Origin of the sequence: Ruminococcus sp. AF31-8BH, assembly GCF_003460605.1 — a bacterium.
GTDB lineage: Bacteria > Bacillota > Clostridia > Lachnospirales > Lachnospiraceae > Blautia_A > Blautia_A acetigignens.
In genome coordinates this window covers 81,267-101,738 of sequence record NZ_QTVN01000013.1, presented here as the reverse complement: position 1 = coordinate 101,738, position 20,472 = coordinate 81,267, and the positions used below count along the sequence as shown (strand labels likewise).

Annotated in this window: 17 protein-coding genes and 1 pseudogene; 16 read left to right on the top strand and 2 right to left on the bottom strand. The window is 44.3% G+C overall.

The features are described from left to right. Positions 1 to 18 precede the first annotated feature (18 nt). Positions 19 to 504, top strand: a complete 486-nt coding sequence (locus DWZ38_RS15910) for a hypothetical protein (RefSeq protein WP_021924962.1) — start codon at positions 19 to 21, stop codon at positions 502 to 504. Between the two features lie 91 nt (positions 505 to 595). Next, a pseudogene (locus tag DWZ38_RS23645) lies at positions 596 to 724 on the top strand (DUF6783 domain-containing protein); the annotation flags it as partial. Between the two features lie 95 nt (positions 725 to 819). Here DWZ38_RS23645 and DWZ38_RS15900 read toward each other — a convergent pair. Continuing rightward, positions 820 to 1,323 (bottom strand): VanZ family protein, encoded by a 504-nt coding sequence (locus tag DWZ38_RS15900; protein ID WP_117854128.1) that lies wholly within the window; start codon positions 1,321 to 1,323, stop codon positions 820 to 822. 150 nt (positions 1,324 to 1,473) lie between these two features. Here DWZ38_RS15900 and thyA point away from each other — a divergent pair, with 150 nt between their 5' ends. From thyA to DWZ38_RS15850, 10 genes are all read left to right on the top strand, one after another. Continuing rightward, a complete protein-coding gene (gene thyA, locus DWZ38_RS15895) occupies positions 1,474 to 2,322 on the top strand; it encodes a thymidylate synthase (protein WP_021925155.1) in 849 nt (282 codons plus the stop codon). Positions 2,323 to 2,348: 26 nt separating this feature from the next. Continuing rightward, positions 2,349 to 2,840 carry a dihydrofolate reductase gene (locus DWZ38_RS15890; RefSeq protein ID WP_021925154.1) on the top strand — a complete coding sequence of 164 codons (492 nt, stop codon included), beginning with the start codon at positions 2,349 to 2,351 and terminating at the stop codon, positions 2,838 to 2,840. Between the two features lie 15 nt (positions 2,841 to 2,855). Continuing rightward, positions 2,856 to 4,694: a histidine kinase gene (locus DWZ38_RS15885; protein WP_117854126.1), complete on the top strand. Its 1,839-nt coding sequence runs from the start codon at positions 2,856 to 2,858 to the stop codon at positions 4,692 to 4,694. An 11-nt stretch (positions 4,695 to 4,705) separates the two neighbouring features. After that, positions 4,706 to 5,434, top strand: a complete 729-nt coding sequence (locus tag DWZ38_RS15880) for a response regulator (RefSeq protein ID WP_021925571.1) — start codon at positions 4,706 to 4,708, stop codon at positions 5,432 to 5,434. A gap of 7 nt (positions 5,435 to 5,441) precedes the next feature. Continuing rightward, positions 5,442 to 6,827: an ABC transporter substrate-binding protein gene (locus DWZ38_RS15875; protein ID WP_117854121.1), complete on the top strand. Its 1,386-nt coding sequence runs from the start codon at positions 5,442 to 5,444 to the stop codon at positions 6,825 to 6,827. A 182-nt stretch (positions 6,828 to 7,009) separates the two neighbouring features. Further along, positions 7,010 to 8,617: a carboxylesterase family protein gene (locus DWZ38_RS15870; protein WP_021925569.1), complete on the top strand. Its 1,608-nt coding sequence runs from the start codon at positions 7,010 to 7,012 to the stop codon at positions 8,615 to 8,617. 297 nt (positions 8,618 to 8,914) lie between these two features. Further along, entirely contained in the window at positions 8,915 to 9,256 is a 342-nt protein-coding gene (locus DWZ38_RS15865) for a hypothetical protein (protein WP_117854119.1), read from the top strand. After that, on the top strand, positions 9,249 to 9,602 hold the full coding sequence (gene tnpB / locus DWZ38_RS15860) for an IS66 family insertion sequence element accessory protein TnpB (protein WP_117854116.1): 354 nt from the start codon (positions 9,249 to 9,251) through the stop codon (positions 9,600 to 9,602). The genes DWZ38_RS15865 and tnpB overlap by 8 nt, the downstream gene beginning before the upstream one ends. A 202-nt stretch (positions 9,603 to 9,804) precedes the next feature. Further along, positions 9,805 to 10,221, top strand: coding sequence for a hypothetical protein (locus DWZ38_RS23640; protein ID WP_347519985.1), 417 nt, complete (start codon positions 9,805 to 9,807; stop codon positions 10,219 to 10,221). A 203-nt stretch (positions 10,222 to 10,424) separates the two neighbouring features. Then, a complete protein-coding gene (locus DWZ38_RS15850; RefSeq protein WP_021924282.1) occupies positions 10,425 to 10,697 on the top strand; it encodes a transposase in 273 nt (90 codons plus the stop codon). A 215-nt stretch (positions 10,698 to 10,912) separates the two neighbouring features. Here DWZ38_RS15850 and DWZ38_RS15845 read toward each other — a convergent pair whose 3' ends face one another. Further along, complete coding sequence (locus DWZ38_RS15845; protein WP_021924281.1) at positions 10,913 to 11,938, bottom strand: branched-chain amino acid aminotransferase; 1,026 nt, start codon at positions 11,936 to 11,938, stop codon at positions 10,913 to 10,915. 245 nt (positions 11,939 to 12,183) lie between these two features. Here DWZ38_RS15845 and DWZ38_RS15840 point away from each other — a divergent pair, with 245 nt between their 5' ends. From DWZ38_RS15840 to DWZ38_RS15825, 4 genes are all read left to right on the top strand, one after another. Then, positions 12,184 to 13,554, top strand: coding sequence for a 5-bromo-4-chloroindolyl phosphate hydrolysis family protein (locus tag DWZ38_RS15840; protein WP_117854113.1), 1,371 nt, complete (start codon positions 12,184 to 12,186; stop codon positions 13,552 to 13,554). A gap of 67 nt (positions 13,555 to 13,621) precedes the next feature. Further along, positions 13,622 to 14,773 (top strand): toxic anion resistance protein, encoded by a 1,152-nt coding sequence (locus tag DWZ38_RS15835; protein ID WP_117854110.1) that lies wholly within the window; start codon positions 13,622 to 13,624, stop codon positions 14,771 to 14,773. A gap of 66 nt (positions 14,774 to 14,839) precedes the next feature. Beyond that, a complete protein-coding gene (ispG, locus tag DWZ38_RS15830) occupies positions 14,840 to 15,907 on the top strand; it encodes a flavodoxin-dependent (E)-4-hydroxy-3-methylbut-2-enyl-diphosphate synthase (protein WP_021924278.1) in 1,068 nt (355 codons plus the stop codon). A 21-nt stretch (positions 15,908 to 15,928) separates the two neighbouring features. Beyond that, positions 15,929 to 20,449 carry a PolC-type DNA polymerase III gene (locus DWZ38_RS15825; protein WP_117854108.1) on the top strand — a complete coding sequence of 1,507 codons (4,521 nt, stop codon included), beginning with the start codon at positions 15,929 to 15,931 and terminating at the stop codon, positions 20,447 to 20,449. Positions 20,450 to 20,472: the final 23 nt, after the last annotated feature.

Sequence of the window (20,472 nt, the reverse complement as noted above, 5' to 3'; positions counted from 1 at the left end):
AAGAACGGAGGATGTAGGATGGGAGATTTCGAAAACAGAAATCGTGAGGGGAAAATAAAAGAAAATACAGCGGCAGCTGCTTCCGATGAGAAGGCAGGTGGGGAGAATCCCAAGAGCGGGGTTCCCCTGCGCACTTACTTGATCATGATACTGGCAGGGGCTTATGTGGCTTATCTTGGCGTGTCCCTTTGCCAGGGCGTGATGAAAGGCGCAGAGGGCAGCAGCCCGGGATTTATGGTGGCTGGCGTTGTGTTTATTGTGCTGGGCGTGATTTTCGTGATCAATGGAATCCGCGGCAGCTTAAAAGTCAGCAAAGCGCAAAAAGAGCAGGCAAATGCTGAGAATGCACAGCAGGCACAGGGCGCTGCCAACGAAAGCGCATCTGCTGCAGTTTTGCCACAGACAAAAAACAGTACAGAACCTGGCAAAAAGATGTCCATCGCAGACCGCGCCAACCTGGTAAGCAAGCTGGGGGATGCGCAGGAGGATGAGGAAGAGAAATAAGAAGTCTCATTGGCCTAGAGCGTGCCCCCAAAATCATTCCCGCAATCTGCACGCCCCACTTTGCGGTATATTTTGTCCGAATTCAGTTGCCGTAGCCCGCTACGGCGCCCTCATCCGAACAAAATCTCCCACAAATTGTGACGTACATCTCGCAGAAAGCCTTTTGGGGGCACGCTCTAGCCCTCCTTTCCGACTGATTCCCTTACGGGTTTCTATGTAATCAGAGGGTCACAGTCCAAATTGTAAAAATTCAAAAAAGAGGAAAGATTCCATAATTACGTGGAATCCTTCCTCTTTTTTGATATTGTGGTATGTTTACCGGCGTTTTTTGCTGCTGGGGTTGTGGGTGGTGGACCAGCAGAAGGCCTGCACAAGCAGGATTCCGATGGCGGCACCGCTGCTGTCAATGCACACATCTCTCACAGAAGGACCGCGTCCATTCACAAAAGACTGGTGATATTCATCAAGACCTGCAAAGCCTACACAGACCGCACCAGCCAACAGAATCAGCCAGATGCCCCTCACCCCGTACACATAAAAGGGAAAAGAGATGGCAATGGCAAGAATACAGTACTCTGTCATGTGCGCTGCTTTTCTTACGTAAAATTCGATGGAACTTGCGGAATAGGCAAGCTCTGTCTCCGTTTTGTTTTCGTTTAGAACTTCATTCTTTGTCTCTACAATCTGGTAGCTGACTTCATAGCTTAGGGCACCAGACACCTCCCCTGTCTGGGCTGAAAATGAATAAATCAGATACATCATCAGAATTGCAGGAAGAAAAGAAAGAGGTTTCAGTAAATGGATTAAAATTTTCTTCATGGGGTCTACTATAACATGGGATTGAGGGAATGTAAAGAAAAAAGGTAATTTACCCGAAGTCTCTAAAACCTTGTTATTTATGAAAATCTATGCTAAAATTGGTGAAGCATTGAGTGAAGAACGTGATGAAACAGGAGGAAAAGGACAGGCATGAGTTTAGCAGATAATATATTTATCGATATGTGCAAGGATGTAATTGAGAACGGAACCAGTACGGAAGGGGAAAAGGTGCGCCCGGTATGGGAGGACGGTACTTCCGCTTATACCATCAAGCGTTTCGGTGTGGTGAACCGTTATGATCTGAGAAAGGAATTCCCGGCGCTGACCCTTCGAAAAACTGCGCTGAAAAGTGCCATGGACGAGATCCTGTGGATCTGGCAGAAGAAATCCAACAATATCCATGATCTTCACAGCCACATCTGGGACAGCTGGGCAGACGAGGACGGTTCCATTGGAAAAGCCTACGGCTATCAGCTGGGCGTGAAGCACCAGTACAAGGAAGGCATGATGGACCAGGTGGACCGCGTCCTCTACGATCTGAAGAACAATCCCTACAGCCGCAGAATCATGACCAATATTTATGTGCATGAGGATCTCCATGAGATGAATCTGTACCCCTGTGCATATTCCATGACCTTTAATGTGACAAAGGAGCCGGGAAAGGACAAGCTTACCTTGAATGCCGTCCTGAACCAGCGTTCCCAGGACATTCTGGCTGCAAACAACTGGAATGTGTGCCAGTATTCTATTCTTCTAATGATGATTGCCCAGAGCTGTGACATGGAGGCCGGAGAACTGGTGCATGTGATCGCAGACTGCCATATTTATGACAGACATATCCCGGTAATTAAGGAGCTGATTTCCAGAACCCCTTATCCGGCACCAACTGTGAAGCTGAATCCGGATGTGAAGAATTTCTATGATTTTACTACAGATGATCTGATAGTAGAGAACTATCAGACCTGGCCGCAGATCAAGAATATTCCCATTGCAATTTGATAAATGATGAAGGAGAACAAACAGAAATGAAAATTATTGTAGCAGCAGACAAAAACTGGGGAATCGGAAAAGATAATAAGCTTTTGGTAAGCATTCCGGCAGATATGAAAATGTTCCGTCAGGAAACAACCGGAAAGGTATGCGTTATGGGAAGGAAAACACTGGAAAGCTTTCCGGGAGGGCTTCCTCTTAAGAACCGCACGAATATCGTGCTTACCCATAATCAGAATTATAAGGTAAAGGACGCTGTTATTGTTCACTCCATCGAGGAACTGATGGAAGAACTGAAGAAATACAATGCAGAAGATGTATACTGTATTGGTGGCGATACTATTTACAGGCAGCTTCTTCCTTACTGTGATGTGGCGCAGGTGACAAAGATTGATTTTGCATACATTGCGGACAGTTATTTCCCGAATCTGGATGAAGATCCCCAGTGGCAGAAAGCGGCAGAGAGCGAAGAACAGACCTATTTTGATCTGGAGTACAAATTTGTACGCTACGAGAGAAATAAATGATCAAAGTATATTACAATGAAAGGTGCGGAACAATCGACTTTCATTCATGGTGGTGTTTGCGGCAACAGATATACCTGTTTAAAAATTAAGAAGACAGTTAGTGATGACTACTTGAAAGAATCCTGCGAAGCAGGGTTCTTTCTCATATACAAGGAATTAAGAATGAGAAAATATTTTTTTAATATGGTTCGGACGAAAGTTATTTTACTGTTCGTAATTGTTCTGAGCGTTTTGACATCCGTATTTTTTTATCTTATGCACAGATCAAAACAGATTGTTTATGAAAAAGTGACAGAAGTTAATCAGACTTTGCTTGATTCTTATGGAAAGATAATAGAAGAAAAATTCAGTTCGGCAGAAGCTTTTTTGGTTTCACAACGTTTACAACCAAGTTTGTATCTTGGAATTGAACGTGAAGAACAAAGCAAAGAAAACTATTTTGCAGCCTATGATATTTATGATTTTTTTCAGAACAGTGCTTTTGGCGAAAAAAGTTTTGATTATATTTTTGCATATGCTCCAAAAAGCGAAACCTATGTAGATTACGGATATTCTTTTACGGATGAAAAAGAGAACATATTTGAGTCTGCCATTCGGGAAAAGATTAAAAATGGAAATCTTGATACAGAAAAATGGAAAATAGCAGAAATACAAGAAAAAGCTTCTGTTTATTACATGATATCGGTATATGATGTTTATATTGGCTGTGTTATAGAATTAGATGGTCTCAGAAGTCAGTTTATGCAAGAGCAAAAAAATGAGGAGGGACTTTTATTTTTTGATTCTGCAGGACAACTGCTTTCCATTGCTGACGAAAATGACAATTCCTTTTTTCAAGATACAAAATTGTCGGATTATGAATCTGTTAATCTGGACAGCAAAAAGTATCTCAAGAACACGATTCAGATCTGTGGTGGAGCTCTCATGCTGATGCGATATGCAGATCAGAAATATTTAGCAGAACAATTAGAAAAAAACAACCAAATCGTCTACATTTTTACCCCGATCCTGGCAGTTTTGATGATTTCAGGAATCTGGATCTTATGGAGATCATTGATCACACCATTGTCAAATTTATTGCAGGGAGTAAATGAACTGAAAAAAGGAAACTTCCAATATCAGTTAAGTGAATGCAAAAATGGGGAATTCAGGGAGCTTACAGCTGCTTTTCAAGATATGGGCAGGGAAATATGGAAACTGAAGATCGATATTTACGAAGAACAGATTCAAAGGCAAAAAGCACAGCTGGCATTTTTGCAAAATCAGTTAAAACCACATTTTTTGCTGAATTGTTTAAATAATCTTCGGGCATTGGAACTTGCAGGAGAACATGATAAATTTCAAAATCTGATCACAAAAGTGGGAAGTTATATGCGTGCTACGCTTAGCAGCAGAGGAATATGTACTTTGGAAGAAGAACTACAGAATATCAATAATTATGTAGAAATTCAGAAAGTCAGATATGAAAATAGGTTTGATATTGAAATTTCTGTTTGCAGGGATTTGCTGCAAATGAATGTACCAACCCAGATTTTGCAATGCTTTGTAGAAAATGCGATTAAATATCAACTGGATGCGGGGAAAAAGCTACAGATCAAAATAAAAATTGATTTTGCAGATCCGGATTGTGAGTTTATGAAGATAATAGTTGTGGATAATGGTAGTGGTTTTTCGCAGGAAGTACTGGAACTGCTAAATGCAGGGAAACAGATAAAAAAAGAAGATAGAACTTGTGTGGGAATTTATAATGTAATGAACCGACTGAAAATTTATTATGAAGACAGAGCAAAAATTTATTTTCGTAATCAGGAAAATCAGGGAGCTTCAATTGAAATATTGATCCCGGTCGAATAGAGGTGATAAAGGTGATACAGATATTGATTCTCGACGATGATGTGATTGAGTTAAAAGGTCTTAAAATGCTGGTGGAACAGGAATGCATTGAGGTTGATCAGATTCATTGCGCAGCAAATGTGGAAGAGGCAAAGAATATCGTTAAAAATAATTCTGTTGATATTGCTTTATGCGATATAGAATTGCCGAAGGAATCCGGAATTGATTTTGCAAAATGGATGGTGGAAAATAAAATAGACACAGATGTTATTTTTGTTACAGGTCATGCCAAGTTTATTTATGCTGTGCAGGCAGTACAGCTTCACGCCAGAAGTTATCTGCTTAAGCCGATATCAAACACGGAATTAAGAGATAATGTAACTTCCTGTCTGGAATACAGAGAAAAACTGGGCAGAAGTTCCAAAAGGGATGCTAAGACGGAAGAAGCGGATACGATTCAGATGGTGAAACAATATATCCAAGAACATCTGTCAGAAGATATCAGCCGAAATGATATAGCAAAAGCGGTATTCCTTCATCCAGATTATATCTCCAGCATTTTTCATAAGGAAACCGGAAGCACACTTACGGATTATATCATGACAGAACGGATTGAATGTGCGAAAGAAAGACTGAGATGCACCAGGGAAAGTATTAGTGAAGTAGCATTAAATTCTGGATTTTCTAATACTTCTTATTTCTCCAAAATTTTTAAAAGGGCAGAGGGAATCACTCCAAAACAATATAGGGAAAGGAATTAGAGAATATATGAAAGCACAGAAATTCATTTTTATTTCATGTATCATGCTGTTCTTCCTGTTCCTTATTTTTTCTGGGTGCGCGAGAGCATCAGAGAAAGAAGAGAAAACAGATCAGGAAGATACGTTTGTGATCGCGTTGCCGGTGTTTTCCTATTTGGAAGATGAAACTGCAAAAAACAAGATAAATAAAATTATGGAAAAAGAACTTGGGGTGAAAATTGATATTAAGCTGATCGATTTTGATCATTATGAACAGAATGTCAAAAAAATGATCGCAAATGGAGAACAAGTGGATATTCTGGTAAATCTGTGCAATATGTATGTAGAGGGAGCTGTGCGTGGGGATCTTTTGGAACTTACAGATTTGCTGGAAAAAGAGGGAAAGGGAATTCTTAGTACAATCGGAAAAAATCTGATGGCCACTTGCACAATGAATGGGGGAATTTATGGAATCCCAAATATTCGTGATCACGCAGTGAGAACAGATACTTACTATCTCAATCGGGAAATCTTGGAGAGAAATCAGATCAATCCTAAAGAAATTCGCTCTTTGGAGGAATTGGAAACTGTTTTTGAAAAAATACATGAAAATGAGCCGGATACCATTGTTGTAAGTTCTAATCTGCAAACTTTATGTGGAAATGATTATTATTTAAGCGCAAATTCTTCCTATCCGATTGGAGTTCTTGAAGATGAAGGAAGAGGGGATTTGTATATGAATTTATTCGAATCAGAAGAATATCGGAAAAGATTAGAAATTGTTCAACGGTGGCATGAAAAGGGCTATATTCAAAATGAATTGAAAAGTGAAAAAGTTGTAAATAAAAAAGGGGAAACATTTGCATTTATTCGATGTGGAAAACCGGGAGGAGAAGAAGAGATGAAACGACTCACATCGAAAGAGTATTATGAATTGCAATTGGGAGAAGATGTTATCACGCAGGCAAGTTATATGATTTTCACTTACGGAATTTCAAAAAATACTATATCAGCAGAAAAAAGTATAAAGATATTAGAAATCTTATATCAAAACAGAGATATCAATAACATTTTAAAGAAAATGATTCCGGAATGGGTATTGCCCAATCTGTTTCTGACAGACTCGGATGCGGAATGTTCGGAGAATCTCTGGGAAGAAGTGAAGCGCTTTGAGCGAAATGCAAGAAAAAGCAATGATATCGGTTTTGTATTTGATCCTTCTTCCGTAATGGAAGAATACCTGAAAGTATGTAAGATTTATAATCGTTATCGAGTGCTCTTGGAAAACGGTATATTTGAATATGAAAAATTACTCAGACAGATGAATCAGGAAATGAATGATGCAGGAATCGATATTGTAATCCAGGAAAAAAACAGGCAATATCAGTTGTGGAAAAACAGCCGACAATTCTAAGAATCGTTATATTTTTTTACGCAATAATTATATTTTTGACCGTAAGAAAATTTTATAATCATAGTATTCCAAATACGAAATATCAGATACAAAGAATCCGAAGAGAGTTCTGATCTGTGGATGTTGGAATTCTAGTTGAATCGTAGTTTGTATGCTGATCAAAAAAGAAAGGAAAGAATACTATGAAAAGAAAAGTGTGTTTATCTATGCTGATTTTGTCCATGGCTTTTGGAACGACTGTATATGCAGCAGAGGCAGACAATGCAGCTCCAGTAGTGGATGTAACAGGAGGAACGATTCAGGGCTATGTGGATGAAAACGGAGTAAAAACATTTAAGGGAATTCCATTTGCAGCCACAACAGAAGGGGAGAATCGTTTTAAAGCACCACAGCCAGTGGAAAACTGGGAAGGTGTGCGTGAGTGTACAGAATATGGACCAATCGCAATGCAGGCTGCGCCAAATGCATTTGGTCCGTGGACTGAGGAGTATGTAGACGCTGGTAAAACATATGAAAACGGAGAGATGTCAGAAGATTGCTTGAATTTGAATGTATGGACAACAGCTGAAGCAGGGGAGAAGAAGCCGGTAATTGTATACATTCATGGTGGCGGAAATAGTTCTGGAAGTGGTGAATGTGAAATTTATACTGGAGAAGATATCGCACAGAAAGGTGTAGTATATGTAAGCATCAATTATCGAGTTGGTTTATTTGGTTTCCTTGCCTATAAAGACAGTACAGGAGAAGAAGTAACCGGAAATCTGGGAATTCAGGATCAGATTGCAGCTTTGAAATGGGTGAAAGAAAATATAGCTGAATTTGGTGGAGATCCGGACAATATTACGATTGCTGGACAGTCTGCTGGTTCTTCTAACTGCCAGACTCTGATCACATCTCCTGCAGCAGAAGGACTGTTTCAGAAAGCTGTCTGCATGAGCTTTACCCCTAATGATGGAGTACCGGCTTCTCTTGAAGAAGCAGAAGCAGCTGCAGCAGAGAAACTGGGAGATGTAACTCTTGAAGATTTAAGAAGTATGAGTTCAAAAGAAGTTCAGGAACTTACTGCAACCTATAATCCTACCAGCACCTGCATTGATGACACAATTGTGACTCAGGGCCGTGCAGAAGCTTTTGCAAATGGTGATTATAATAAAGTTGATCTGATGTGGGGTGGTGTGACAGGAGATACTTCACTGTTTGGAACACTGCAGATTCCGGATGATGACGGAAATCCATTTACTCCGGTACTTAGTCTTACACCGGATCAATATAAAACAGCAGTTCAGGATTCATTTGGGGAAAAGGCAGAGCGCTGCATGGAACTTTATCCGGTCGATGAAACAAAAGATAATGTGATTGATGCTACAGGTGTTATAAATGAAGACGGTTTGCTTGCAAGATATTATAATGCATCTGTACAGAAAGACACAGTTGACCCGGATCATAAAACTTATGTATATTATTTTTCACATCCGGTTGCTGATACAGAGGAGCGCATGGCAGAAAATGGTGCATTCCATACGGGTGATGTGGGTTACTGGCTGAACCATTTTACAACTACGTATGAAAGACCGTGGCAGCAGGAGGACTATGATCTTGGAGAGGTTATGTCCAGCTATTTAGTTAATTTTGCATCTACTTCCGATCCAAATGGAACAGATTCCAATGGAAATGCACTTCCTGAATGGAAAGATATAGCACAGACAGATGGCATTTCTTATATGTCTTTTGATACAGATGCAGAATGGACAACTATGGATGCAGATAAATCTGAATTCTGGACAGAGTAAAATTAAGGACATTTGGAATAGATTTAGATGAAGTCAATCCAAATTGAGATAAGAATCTTAAAAGATAATTTATAGACAAAAGGGGCTGTCGGGAAATAGATAGTTCCCAAACAGGGAGGGTATGACTCGTTGTGAGTCATACCCTCCCTAAAATTTTATCTGAAAAAAGAAAAAAAGATGGCTAACGACAACCATCTTTTTCTCCGTTACATGGTAAGTAGGTAATCATCCGTATCTGTTTTTTCATTTTTTATTCTGCTACAATCTCCTTAAAACTCAGGAGGTATTCTATACACTATGAATAAAGAAGAAAAAGCAAAACTCTGGTCTGACCGTATCCAACAATGCCAGGCCAGTGGAAAAACATGTAAACAATGGTGTGCAGAAAACGGTATCCCTTTATCTACGATGGGATACTGGGTCCGCAGACTTGCAAAAGAAGAGCCGGCATTCGAATCTGAACAGGATATGGTCTTTGTCAGACTTCCATCTGAACAGGAAGCTGCCAGAAAGCTTCTCTCTGAGGAATCTTCACCGGTGCGTATTTTTATCTCAGACAGTATCCGTATTGAAATATCTGATTCCTGCAGACCGGAACTGATGGAATCTATACTGGGATTCCTGCAGCGCCATGCTTGACCTGGCAGAAGGAACAACGGTATATCTTTCCTGCGGAGCCACTGATCTGAGAAAAAGTTACAATGGTCTGGCCGCCATCATCAAATTAAAATTTCACCTCGACCCATACTCACGCTGCATGTTTGTGTTCTGTAACCGTCGGCGTACTTCTATAAAGATCCTCCAATGGGACGGATCCGGATTCTGGATCCTGATGAAACGGCTCGACCGTAATGCCTTTCACTGGCTGGATACTCCGGACGAACTCCGTCAGGTGACTCTGAAAGAGATCCACTGGCTGTGTGACGGACTTTCCTTAAATCCCAGGGGTGCATTTGAGGAACACCATCCAAAGATCATTCTGTAAACATAAGACAGCTGAGCTGTCAATCCCGTAAAAATCATGAAAAATACCACATCTTCCTGCATATTTCCTATATCCGGAAACGTAGTTTTCCATAGGAAAGCAGCTGGGATTATGGTATACTTTTGATAATGAGGATGCTTTTTATGACTTTAAAAATAAAAAGCTGACATCTGATATCCTGGATGACCTGAATTACCAGTTTATGCGGCGGCTGCAGAAAGAAGGACTGGTCACATTAAAAGAACTTTTTATTGACGGCACAAAGATAGAGGCAAATGCAAACCGTTATACTTTTGTATGGCGCGGAAGCATCAATTACCATCTGGCAGGACTTCTGGACTCTATCGACCAGCTTTTTGAAAAATATAATTCTTTTTTGCAGGAGGATGATTATGGGACAAAGTATGAGCTGGGAAATGCACAGATGTTTGTGATCGAAGGGATGGACAAAGTCCGGGAAGTGATCGAAAAAAACAGAAAACGAAAGCTTGTAAAACATAAAAAACTCTCCAATAACCGTATTATAGAGATTGATAACTGTTCGCCGCTTGAAATACGGAAACTCCAGAACAATCTCACGATGATCGCAGCAGGCGAGGGAATTGAATTCGTTTACTGAAAAGGAAAAAGAAAACCTGTACTTCAACAGCTACATGAGGAACTGGAACAATGCGGACAGCGGGTACTGCAGTGAAAAAAATCTGCTTTACTTAAAACAGAATGATATATCCAGTTATATAAAGCTGCAGGATCATGAAAAGCGAAAAACACGCGCCTATTCAGAAGATATCAGTAAATATTACAACATGAGGACAGGGATCTTTGAAGATCAATGAACAGTGGGAGGAACTAAAAGAAAGATCCCATGCCAATATCCAAAGCGAACGGGGAATTTTGAAACGTCAGACACGTTCCATTCAGACAGAAGGACATTTTGGAGATATCAAGGAAAACGAGAACTTCCGGCGTTTTAACTACCGTTCGACGGATAAGGTATATAAAGAATTTATGCTGTATGCCATTGGCAGAAATATAAATAAATACCATCGTTTTTTATACGAAAAACTGAGAAAATTTGAGGGAAAAACTGCCTAGAAAAAAATGCGGCCGAAAAAATCCAAACAAGGATTTTTTGCGGCCAAAAATAGAAAGTATTTATCAAAATAAAAATATCCTGAACAAGTTGCAGAGCCAGAAAGCCTTGTAACTATCAGGATATTTTTGTTTGGTGCTGTCAGATTTAAAAAACGTTATTTACCGACAGCCCCTTTGTGCTGTGTAAAAAAATGTGCTTATCCTAAAATTCAAAATTATTCAATGACTTTCAGCCATCCCTCTGGAGCCTGGATGCGGCCCATCTGGATTCCGGTAAGTGTCTCGTACAGCTTCTTGGTGATCGGTCCCATTTCGTTCATGCCGCTTGGGAAGCAGATCTCTTTGCCGTGGTCAACAATCTTTCCAACAGGAGAGATAACAGCAGCAGTACCGCAAAGACCGCACTCTGCGAAGTCTTTTACTTCATCGAAGTATACTTCTCTTTCCTCTGCCTCAAGTCCAAGGTATTCCTTGGCAACATAGATCAGGGAACGGCGTGTGATGGATGGAAGGATACTGTCAGACTTCGGTGTTACAACCTTGCCGTCCTTTGTTACGAACAGGAAGTTGGCTCCGCCTGTCTCCTCAACTTTAGTACGTGTCTTGGAGTCAAGATACATGTTCTCATCGAATCCGTTCTTATGAGCATCTACGATTGCGTGAAGGCTCATTGCATAGTTAAGGCCTGCTTTGATATGTCCGGTTCCGTTCGGTGCAGCACGGTCGAAATCGCTGACACGGATTGTGATCGGCTTAGCGCCGCCTTTGAAGTATGGTCCAACCGGTGTGGTGAATACACGGAACTGATACTCGTTCGCTGGCTTAACACCGATAACAGCGTCGCTTCCGAACATGTACGGACGTACATATAAAGTAGCGCCTGATCCGTATGGCGGTACATATGCAGCATTTGCTTTAATTGTCTGAACAACTGCGTCAACAAAACGGTCTTTCGGGAATACCGGCATCTCCAGTCTTGCTGCGGAGTGCTCCATACGCTCTCCGTTCAGGTCAGGACGGAAAGTAACGATACGTCCGTCTTCTGTGGTGTATGCTTTCATACCTTCAAAAACAGTCTGTGCGTACTGAAGTACACCTGCGCACTCGCTGATAGTAACAGTATCATCTGTGGTCAGGCCACCCTCATCCCAGGCACCGTTCTTGTAGTTGGATACATAACGATAGTCTGTTTTTACATAACCAAAGCCCAGGTTGCCCCAGTCAATGTCTTTTTTCTCCATAACAATTTCCTCCTAGCGTGGTTTCTTGGGGTAGATTCTGAATGTGAATCCACAACGTTTTTACCATTGTAAAACTTTTACGTGTGAAATTCAATGGGAAAAGTAGATTTTTCAGTTTTTTCCTGTGAAAAAGTTGGGGAAAAGGATCTGGAGCGTGTTTATATTTTATGCTGTCTTGTTTTTTTAGAGGGATTTTTGTATAATGAAAGGACAGGCGTTATGGAATAAAATATCCGGAGGAAAAAATGGGATATCACGAATTAGATGAGCTTGGAGAAAAAATCCAGGACATCATTGACAGTGCAATCAATGAGAAGAACTACCAGAAACTGAACCAGACCATTAATCAGACTGTAAATAAGGCAATCGACAATGGAAGCGAGGCGCTGCGGGATGCCCTGAACAATACATTTGGCGGGAACAGTGGCAAATACACCAATTACCGCACCGGAAGCTCTTACGATTACAGACAGAACCGTACCTGGGATTTTCAGAAGAACCAGACGGGCACAGGCCAGAAAGAACGTTCAGAAGCATGGAATTACACACAGAGAAATTCAGGCAGCAGCCAGAAGCCGGAACTTCCTGCCCTATACATGCCAACTAACGGCATTAAGGTGAAAGGAATCCTGAAAACCGTGTTCGGCGGCATTCTCACTGGAACCATGGGAATAGGGCTTATGGTCAGCCTGATCGGAATGGGGATCTTCGGCGTGGGAACGGGAGGCATGGTGATCACCGGAATCTTCGGTGCTTTTACCGCAGCGGGCGGCGTGCTTCTTGGCAATGGCTGCAGCAATCTTGCAGGCCTGAAGCGCCGCAGCAAATACATTCGGGCACTTGGAGACCACACCTACTGTGATTTCCGAAATCTGTCCCTTGCTGTTGGCAAGCCTGTGAAATTTGTAAAAAGAGACATTAAGAAAATGATAGACAAAGGCTGGTTTCTGCAGGGACATGTGGATACCCAGGAGACCTGCCTGATCACCAGCAATGAGACATACGACCAGTACGTAAGCACTCAGAAGCAGTTGGAAGAAAGAAAACGCCAGGACGAAGAGCGGGCGAGCCATGAGGCAGAACTTCAAAAGCAGGCAGATGCAAAAGCCCGGAAGGAAGCTGAGGCAAAAGAAAGAGAACGGGCAGAGATTTCCCCGGAGGTACAGCTGGTTCTGGATAAAGGCAATGACTTTCTGGAGAAGATTCGCCGCAGCAACGATGCCATTCCAGGAGAAGAAATCTCCAGGAAGATCTCCAGAATGGAGCTGATCGTCCAGAAGATTTTTGAGCGTGCCAAGGCACACCCGGAGATCATTCCAGATCTGAACCGACTGATGGATTATTACCTGCCGATGACGGTGAAGCTTCTGAATGCCTATGAGGACATGGATAGCCAGCCCATACAGGGAGAGAATATTGCTTCTTCCAAGAAGGAGATTGAGGACACCATTGACACATTGAACGTTGCGTTTGAGAAGCTTCTGGATTCTGTGTTTGAGGATACGGCAATTGACGTTTCCAGCGACATTTCCGTGCTGAACACCGTACTTGCCCAGGAGGGCCTGACAGAAGACGAGCTTACCCGCATGAGACGGGAAGCGAAAGAGAAGGCATAAAAGAAAATAGAACCATATCAGGATACAGCTGCAGATCATCAGGAAATCTGCACATAAGGAGGATATCATGGGAGATGAATTGAAAGGCTTTGAAGAAACTGCACCTACACTGACACTGGAACCGGATCTTGGGGAGGCGAAGCCAGCAGCCCCTGCAGTGCCGGAAGCAGAAGCTGTGAAAAAAGAGATGGAGCAGACCATTCTTACCCCAGAGGAACAGCAGATGGTAGACAGCTTTGCACAGAAAATCGACATTGAGAACACCAACCAGATCCTTCAGTACGGAGCTGGAACCCAGAAGAAGATGGCTGATTTTTCCGATGCAGCCCTTGAGAATGTGCGCACACAGGATCTGGGCGAAGTAGGGGAGCTGATCACACAGGTGGTAGGCGAGCTCCGTGACTTTGACGCCACAGAAGAGGAAAAAGGCTTCCTTGGCTTTTTCAAAAAGCAGGGAAACAAGATCGAGAATATGAAGAACCGCTATGCCAAGGCAGAGGTGAATGTGCAGAAGATCACCACTTCCCTTCAGGACCACCAGATGCGTCTGATGAAGGATTCAGCAGTTCTTGAGAAAATGTACGCCCAGAACCTGAACTACTATAAAGAACTGACCATGTACATTCTGGCAGGCAAGCAGAAGCTGCAGGAGGTACGCGAGGGCAAATTAAGAGACTTAGAGGCCAAGGCAGCAGCCAGCGGACTTCCGGAGGATGCACAGGAAGCCAAGGATCTGGACAGCAAGTGCAACCGTTTCGAGAAGAAGCTTCATGATCTGGAGCTGACCAGAACCATTTCCCTGCAGACTGCGCCCCAGATCCGTCTGGTACAGAACAACGACACGCTTATGGTAGAGAAGATCCAGACTACTATTGTAAATACCATTCCGCTGTGGAAGAGCCAGATGGTTCTTGCGCTTGGAATCGCCCATTCCACAGAGGCAGCCCAGGCCCAGAGACAGGTAACCGACCTTACCAACGAGCTTCTGAAAAAGAATGCCCAGGCCCTTCACCTTGCATCCACAGAGACAGCCAAGGAATCCGAGAGGGGAATTGTGGACATTGAGACCTTGAAGCAGACCAACCAGGAGCTGATCAGTACACTGGATGATGTGATGAAGATCCAGAAGGAAGGCCGCATCAAGAGACAGCAGGCAGAGGTGGAAATGCGCAGAATGGAAGACGAGCTTAAGAATAAACTGTTGGAGATCCAGCACTGAAAACAATAGGGGTGTCTGTCAGATTACGGCATCCCTTTCGTGCCCTTTAGATATAGGAGGAAAAATATGTACAGAGACCATACAAAAGTAATACAGATTGGAAACAAAAAGATCGGCGGAGGCAATCCCATTCTGATCCAGTCCATGACCAATACCAAAACAGAAGATGTAGAAGCAACAGTAGCCCAGATCCTTGCCCTGGAGGCAGCAGGCTGCGACATCATCCGCTGTGCAGTGCCGACCATGGAAGCTGCCAGGGCGCTGAAGGAGATTAAGAAGCAGATTCATATTCCCCTGGTTGCAGACGTTCATTTCGACTACCGACTTGCCATTGCGGCCATGGAGAACGGCGCAGATAAGATCCGCATCAATCCGGGAAACATTGGAAGTACAGAGCGGATCAAGGCTGTAGTTGACGTGGCAAAGGAACGGAATATCCCCATCCGTGTTGGTGTAAACAGCGGTTCCCTTGAGAAGGAACTGGTGGAGAAATACCACGGCGTTACTGCAGAGGGTCTGGTGGAGAGCGCACTGGACAAGGTACACATTATTGAAAAGCTTGGCTATGACAATCTGGTGATCAGCATCAAATCTTCTGACGTTATGATGTGTGCCAAAGCTCACGAGCTGATCGCAAAGCAGACCAGCTATCCCCTTCATGTGGGAATCACAGAGGCGGGAACCCTTTACTCCGGAAACATCAAGTCTGCCATCGGACTTGGAATCATTTTATACCAGGGAATTGGAGACACTATCCGCGTATCCCTGACAGGCGCACCTCTTGAGGAAGTGAAAGCAGCCAAGCGGATCCTGAAAACATTAGGGCTTCGCAAAGGCGGCGTAGAGGTAGTATCATGTCCCACCTGCGGCCGAACCCAGATTGACTTGATCGGCCTTGCCAACAAAGTGGAAACTATGGTTCAGGATATCCCTCTTGATATCAAGGTAGCCGTTATGGGCTGCGTGGTAAACGGACCGGGAGAAGCCAAGGAAGCGGACATTGGAATCGCAGGAGGCGTCGGCGTGGGACTGCTGATCAAAGACGGCGAGATCGTAAAAAAAGTGCCGGAGGATCAGCTTCTGGATACCCTGCGGGAAGAGCTAATGAACTGGGAAAGCAAAGAACAACAGTGATTAAAGGTGAAGACTTTATAAATGGAAAAAGAATTTTTTGATGTATTTCCAAACTTAAAACTGAAACAGGAACTAAGTGAGCTTCTGGAAGAGGTAATCGTCACCAAGGTAGCGTGCAACGCAGCCAAAACTTGTGTGCGCGTCTATTTGAGAAGCGACCGCTGGATCCACAAAAAGCATATTTTCAGCCTGGAAGAGCAGATCAAAAGACAGTGCTTCCCGGGGCTTGAGGTATCTGTGAAGGTCATTGAGAAGTTTCATCTGTCCAGACAGTACACGCCGAAGAACTTTCTGGACACCTATCGTTCCAGCATGGAACTGGAGCTTCGCAATTACAACATGCTGGAATACAACCTGTTCAAGCAGGCACAGATTACCTTCCCGGAGGAGGATTGTCTGCACATGGTACTGCCGGATTCCGTCATCGCCAGACAGAAAAGCGAGATCCTCATCGAGTATCTGCACAAGATTTTCTGCGAGCGCTGCGGTATGGACCTGAAGGTTTCCCTGGATTATGTGGAAACTGAGGAGAGCAAATACCGCAGAAATGCGGCAATCCAGATCCAGCAGGAAGTGGCAAATGTGCTGAAGTATGCCAAGCTTTCCGAGGCTAATAAAGCGGCAGAAGCAGAAACTGCAAAAGAGGAAAAAGAGGGCAAAAAGGCAGAAAAAACCCCAGCAGCAAAGCCGGAGAAAAAGCAGGAGGCTGCACAGGAGAAGAAATCCTTCGAGAAAAAGCCATTCGAAAAGAAGGGCAAATGGGGAGATTTCCGCGGCGGTTACCGCAAGGACCCCAACCCGGATGTTATATATGGAAGGGATTTCGAAGGCGAGCCCATTCCTCTTGAGAGTATTGTCCAGGAGATGGGCGAGGTCATTGTCCGCTGCCAGGTTATGGAAGTGGAAGCGAGGGAAATACGAAACGAGAAAACTATTCTGATTTTCCCGGTTACAGACTTTACCGATTCCATCACAGTAAAAATGTTCCTGCGCAACGAGCAGGTGCCGGAAGTAACAGAGCATGTGAAAAAAGGCGCCTTCCTGAAAATCAAGGGCGTCACCTCCATCGACCGTTTCGACAGCGAGCTTACCATTGGTTCCATTTCCGGAATCAAGAAGATTGCAGATTTCAGAAGCGCCAGAGTGGACACCAGTCCTCAGAAGCGAGTGGAGCTTCACTGCCACACCAAGATGAGCGACATGGACGGCGTCACAGAGGCGAAAGCTCTGGTAAAGCGTGCCTATGAGTGGGGACATCCTGCCATTGCCATCACAGACCACGGTGTGGTACAGGCATTCCCTGAGGCAAACCACTGCTTTGATGCCTGGGGCGGCTGTGTGCCGAAGGACTCCAAATTCAAGGTGCTTTATGGTATGGAGGCGTACCTTGTAGATGATCTGAAAGGTATGGTAACCAATCCCAAGGGCCAGGCGCTGGACGGCAGATTTGTTGTCTTTGATATTGAGACCACCGGATTTTCCCCGCTGACCTGCAAGATCATTGAGATCGGCGCGGTTCTGGTGGAAAATGGCAAGATCACAGACCGTTTTTCCACCTTTGTCAACCCCCAGGTGCCCATTCCATTTCGAATTGAACAGCTGACCAGCATCAATGACGGCATGGTCATGGACGCACCCACTATTGAGGAGATTCTGCCTAAGTTCCTGGAATTCTGCGAAGGGGCGACTATGGTAGCCCACAACGCGGATTTCGATATGAGCTTTATTATAGAGAACTGTAATCGCATGGGCATCCCTAATGATTTTACCTATGTAGACACGGTGGGCATGGCAAGATTTCTTCTGCCTGCATTGAACCGTTTTAAGCTGGACACCGTAGCCAAGGCGGTTGGCGTGTCATTGGATCATCACCACCGTGCGGTAGACGATGCGGAATGTACGGCACGCATATTTGAGAAATTTGTGGGAATGTGCGCGGATAAGGACATTACCGATGTCAACCAGCTCAATGAGCAGGGAAAAATTTCCCCGGATACCATCAAGAAGCTGCCTACCTACCATGCGGTTATTTTCATGCGCAACGAGACCGGGCGAATCAATCTGTACAAGCTGGTAAGCCAGTCCCACATCAAATATTTTAACCACAGGCCCCGTGTGCCGAAGAGTGTTTTTGAGGCGCACCGGGACGGACTTCTCATCGGAAGCGCCTGCGAGGCGGGAGAGCTTTACCAGGCTCTGCTTCGAAATGCGCCGGAGCAGGAGATCGCAAGGCTGGTGAGCTTCTACGATTATCTGGAAATCCAGCCTCTTGGAAACAATATGTTCATGATCGAGGATGAGAAGAACGACACCATCCATTCCAAGGAAGACCTGATCGAGATCAACAAGAAGATCGTGAAGCTTGGCGACCAGTTCCATAAACCTGTAGTGGCCACCTGCGACGTGCATTTTATGGATCCCCAGGATGAGATTTACCGACGGATCATTATGGCAGGAAGCGGCTTCAAGGATGCGGACAATCAGGCACCGCTGTATCTTCGTACCACAGAAGAAATGCTGGAGGAATTTTCCTATCTGGGAAGTGAGAAGGCAGAGGAAGTGGTAATTACAAATACGGTGAAGATAGCGGATATGATAGAGAAAATGTCACCGATCCATCCGGACAAGTATCCGCCGGTCATCGAGAACTCTGACCAGGATCTGAAGGACATGTGTTTCCAGAAGGCTCACGAGATGTACGGGGAAGTGCTTCCGAAGATCGTGGAGGACCGTCTTGACAAGGAACTGAACTCCATTATTTCCAATGGATATGCGGTGATGTACATCATTGCCCAGAAGCTGGTGTGGAAATCCAATGCGGACGGCTATCTGGTTGGATCCCGAGGTTCCGTAGGATCTTCCCTGGCAGCCACCATGTCCGGTATTACGGAAGTAAATCCGCTGCCGCCTCATTATCTGTGCCCCAATCCGGAGTGCAAGTACAGTGATTTTGACTCGCCGGAGATCAAGGCATTTGCAGGTATGGCAGGATGCGACATGCCAGACCGGATCTGCCCGAAGTGCGGCACCAAGATGACCAAGCAGGGCTTTGATATCCCATTTGAGACCTTCCTTGGTTTCAAGGGAGACAAGGAGCCTGATATCGACCTGAACTTCTCAGGAGAATATCAGTCTAATGCCCATCATTATACAGAGGTTATATTCGGAAAAGGCCAGACCTTCAAGGCCGGTACTATCGGTACTCTTGCGGATAAGACCGCATTCGGATACGTGAAGAATTATTTTGAAGAGCGGGGACAGCACAAGCGTTCCTGCGAGATCAACCGTATTGTCCAGGGCTGCACCGGAATCCGGCGAAGCACAGGACAGCACCCGGGAGGTATTATCGTACTTCCCATGGGAGAAGAAATCGAGAAATTTACCCCGGTTCAGTATCCGGCCAACGATTCCAGCAGTGGATTTATCACCACCCATTTTGATTACCACTCCATTGACGGAAACCTTCTGAAGCTGGATATACTGGGACACGATGATCCCACCATGATCCGTACCCTTGAGGATATGACAGATTTAAATGCCAGAGAGGTTCCCCTTGATGACAAGGCGGTCATGTCTTTGTTTGCCAGCACCGAAGCTCTTGGAATTAAGCCGGAGGATATTGGCGGCTGCAAGCTTGGCTGCCTGGGAATTCCGGAGTTTGGTACTGATTTCGCCATGCAGATGCTTGTGGATACCAAGCCGAAATATTTTTCCGACTTGGTACGTATTGCCGGACTTTCCCACGGTACAGACGTGTGGCTGGGAAATGCCCAGACCCTGATCGAGGAAGGAAAGGCAACCATTTCCACTGCAATCTGTACCCGAGATGACATTATGATCTATCTCATCGGCCAGGGTGTGGAGAGTGGTCTTGCGTTTACCATTATGGAAAGTGTCCGTAAGGGAAAGGGCCTTCGTGACGAGTGGATCACCACCATGAAGGAACACGGCGTTCCAGACTGGTACATCTGGTCCTGTAAAAAGATCAAGTACATGTTCCCGAAAGCCCACGCGGCCGCCTACGTTATGATGGCGTACCGAATTGCCTGGTTCAAGGTATTTCAGCCGCTGGCTTATTATGGGGCATATTTCAGTATCCGTGCCACAGCCTTTTCCTATGAGCTGATGTGCATGGGAAAAGAAAAACTGGAATTTTATATGGCTGAGATCCGAAAGAAGGGAGACTCTGCCTCCAAGAAGGAGCAGGATACCCTGAAGGATATGCGTATTGTCCAGGAGATGTACGCCAGAGGCTATGATTTCATGCCCATTGATATTTACCGGGCAAAGGCCCACCGTTTCCAGATCATAGAGGGCAAGCTAATGCCGTCCATTGATTCCATAGAGGGTCTTGGAGACAAGGCAGCAGATGCTGTGGTGGATGCCGCTGTACAGGGAAGATTCCTTTCCAAGGATGATTTCCGCGACCGCACCAAGGTCAGCAAGACTGTGATTGATTTAATGGATAAATTAGGACTGTTCGGAGATATCCCACAGTCCAACCAGATTTCACTGTTTGATTTTACAAGTAATGTTGGATAACTGCTTTTACAGATAACAGGAGG